The sequence below is a fragment of the Micromonospora sp. NPDC003776 genome (genome assembly GCF_053605645.1).
The window spans coordinates 1-3,091 of sequence record NZ_JBSGJR010000707.1 but is presented as its reverse complement, the minus strand read 5'-3'; the positions used below and the strand labels follow the sequence as shown (position 1 = coordinate 3,091).

The 3,091-nt window shown below is 75.2% G+C and carries 3 protein-coding genes and 1 tRNA gene; 2 read left to right on the top strand and 2 right to left on the bottom strand.

Annotated elements, in window-relative coordinates; genetic code table 11:
• Positions 1-190 precede the first annotated feature (190 nt).
• Positions 191-961, top strand: coding sequence for an isocitrate lyase/PEP mutase family protein (locus ACWEVO_RS33710; RefSeq protein ID WP_452311464.1), 771 nt, complete (start codon positions 191-193; stop codon positions 959-961).
• 58 nt (positions 962-1,019) lie between these two features.
• Positions 1,020-1,979 carry a non-homologous end-joining DNA ligase gene (gene ligD, locus ACWEVO_RS33705; protein WP_452311463.1) on the top strand — a complete coding sequence of 320 codons (960 nt, stop codon included), beginning with the start codon at positions 1,020-1,022 and terminating at the stop codon, positions 1,977-1,979.
• Positions 1,980-2,033: 54 nt separating this feature from the next.
• Here the strand turns inward: ligD and ACWEVO_RS33700 are convergent.
• Both ACWEVO_RS33700 and ACWEVO_RS33695 read right to left on the bottom strand, forming a co-directional pair.
• Positions 2,034-2,105: transfer RNA gene (locus ACWEVO_RS33700), tRNA-Arg, on the bottom strand.
• A 74-nt stretch (positions 2,106-2,179) separates the two neighbouring features.
• Entirely contained in the window at positions 2,180-2,875 is a 696-nt protein-coding gene (locus ACWEVO_RS33695) for a winged helix-turn-helix domain-containing protein (RefSeq protein WP_452311465.1), read from the bottom strand.
• Between the last annotated feature and the right edge of the window lie 216 nt (positions 2,876-3,091).

The following is a 3,091-nucleotide window of genomic DNA, read 5'->3' as shown; positions in this document are numbered from 1 at the left end:
GGTGGCGGGCAGCCGGGTCGACGCGGGCAGCCGGCCGTCCCGGATCGCGTCCCGCAGGGCGCGTTCCAGCCCGGCCCGCCGGCCGCCGCTCGCGTCCAGCTCCAGGTGCAGGTCGACGCCGAAATCGGCCCAGTCCATCGGCACAGAATTGGAGCTTAGGGCCGACCGGTGGCCCGGCGAGAATCGCCACATGACCGAGCTGAGCCGGCGGGCCGACGCGCTGCGCGCGCTGCACCGCCCGGGAGATCCGTTGATCCTGCCGAACGCCTGGGACCCCGGGTCCGCGCTGGCCGTCGTCGCGGCGGGCTTTCCGGCCGTCGCCACCAGCAGCGGCGCGGTCGCCGAGGCGCTCGGCCACGCCGACAACGAGGCCACGCCGGCGGACGAGATGTTCGCCGCGGTCGGCCGGGTCGCCGCCGCCGTCACCGTCCCGGTCACCGCCGACCTGGAGCGGGGGTACGGGCTGCGCCCGGCCGAACTGGTCGAGCGGCTGCTGGCGGCCGGCGCGGTGGGTTGCAACATCGAGGACTCCGACCCGCGTACCCGGGTGCTGTGCGACGTCGAGGAGCAGGCCGACCTGCTCGCCGGCATCCGGGCGGCGGCCCGGGCGGCCGGGGTGGAGCTGGTGCTCAACGCCCGGATCGACGTGCACCTGCGGGCGTACGGCCCGGCGGAGGAGCGGCTCGCCGAGGCGGTCCGCCGGGCCCGCCGCTACCGGTCGGCCGGGGCGGACAGCGTCTACCCGATCGTGCTGGCCGACCGGGCCGACATCCGGTCCTTCGTCGCCGAGGTGGACGCCCCGGTGAACATCATGGCCCGTCCCGGCGCGCCGGCCCCGGCCGAGCTGGCCGCCCTCGGCGTGGCCCGGGTCAGCTACGGCTCCGGCGTGTACGCGGCCGCCCGCGCCCGCGCCGCCGAGCTGCTCACCGCGATCCGGGCCGGCGAGCAGGTGTTCCCGTAGCGGCGCCGGAACCCGTGTCGGGGTTGCCGACCGGCGCTCGGCCCGGGAAGGTGAGCGGATGGGTGCCGCTGACGAGACCCGGGACGGCGTGTCGCTGACCAACCTGGACCAGCCGCTCTTCGACGGCGCCGGGACGACCAAGCGCGACCTGGTCGACTACCTGGACGCCGTGCACGCCCGGATCCTGCCCGAGCTGCGCGACCGGCCGCTCTCGGTGCTCCGGGTACGCCCCGGCCAGGAGCCGTTCATGCAGAAGAACCTGCCGAAGTACACGCCCGACTGGGTGCGCCGCACCGAGGTCTGGGCGGAGGCGTCCCATCGGCGCATCTCGTACGCCCTCTGCGACGACCGGCGCACCCTGCTCTGGTTCGCCAACCAGCGGGCGGTGGAGTACCACCCGACGCTCAGCCACGCGGGCGACCCGGAGCACCCCAGCCACCTGGTGCTCGACCTGGACCCGCCGGAGGGGGACTCGTTCGGCATGGCGGTACGGGCCGCGCTGCTGGTCCGCCAGGCGCTGACCGACGCCGGCCTGGCCGGCGCGGTGAAGACCAGCGGGGCGAAGGGGCTGCACGTGATCGTGCCGGTGGCGGCGGGGACCACCGGCGAGGAGGCGGCCGCCGCGACCCGGGCCCTCGCCACGCACGCCGAACGGCTCGACCCGGCGCTGGCCACCACCGCCTTCATCGTCGAGGACCGCGGCGGCCGGGTCTTCGTGGACTCCACCCGGGCGTACGGGGCGACCGTGGTGGCCGCGTACAGCCCGCGGATCCGGGCCGGCACACCGGTGTCGTACCCGGTCGGCTGGGCCGAGGTGGAGTCCGTGGCGCCGGGCGACTTCACCGTGCGGACGGTGCCGGGGCTGCTCGGCGACCGGGATCCGTGGGCGGCGGCGCTGCCGGCGCCGCAGCGGCTGCCGGCCGACCTGGTGGCGGAGGGGCGGACCATCCCGGTGGCCCGGGTGCAGGCCATGCACGAGGGCAAGCGCCGGGCGAGGGCCCGCCGCGAGGCCGGCTGAGATCGACGGACACGAAAAAGCCCGGGCCGATCGGCCCGGGCTTTCTCCTGTCTGTGCCCCCGGCAGGATTCGAACCTGCGCCCCCGCCTCCGGAGGGCGGTGCTCTATCCCCTGAGCTACGGGGGCTCAGCGACCCGAGAAGAGTAGCAAACGCCGTCCCGGATCACCGAATCGGCACCCGCGCGCCGATCTTCGGCGGCTCAGGCGGCGGCCATCGGGCGACCGCAGCTGGGGAGCGGGTGCAGGACGATCCGGCGCGGGAGCCGGCGGGGCCACTCGTTGCGCGGCCAGGACCCGTCGATGATCAGGTGCACGGTGCGCTCCTCGGTGCCGCTCAGCCGCAGTACGAAGTCGCGGGGGAGCGGCGGGTCGACCGAGGGCGTGGTGATCATGAAGCGCACCCGGCCCCGGGACGACACCGCGGAGATCACGTCCGCCGCCGGCATGGTGCCGCGCAGCCGTACCCGGCCGATCCAGTAGACCTCCGCGGCGTGCTCCTGGGCGGCCCGGGTGATCGACGGGTACTCGCTGCGCACCCAGCGCTCGACCGCGCCCACGCAGAGGCCGCAGGCCCGTTCCCGGGGCTCGCGCGGACCCAACCCCCAGGCCCGCAGGTACGCCCCGACCGTGCCGGCGTCCATCGCCAGGTCGAACCGGCGCTGGATGAGGGTGGTCAGGCTCTGTCGCGTCCAGAGCTCCTCGTCCAGGCCGAACTCGTCCGGGTGGACCCCCCGCAGCACGTCGATCAGCTCGAGTTCCTGTTCGCGGCTGAGCGTTCCCGACTCGCCCTGCCGCAGTCCGCGACGGACGGCTGCCACCGCTCCGTCACCGCCGATGGTGTGGCGTCGGCACCAGCTGGTCACCGACCGCCCTGCGTCTCTGAGTGCAACCCCCACGTCCTGCGCAACGAGCCCGAATCGCAACTGGTCACGATATGTGGGGAGAAAAGTCTCCAAGCAACGCAATGGGTAGCATCACCCAAAACGTTATAAAGCGGCATAACGGGCAGGTCGGTGGCCGGAACGCGGAGGGGCGCGCCCGGGCGGGGGGGCCGGGCCCCCCCCCCCCCCCCGGGGTGCGGGGGGGGGCCCCCGCCGGGGGAGGGCCCCCGG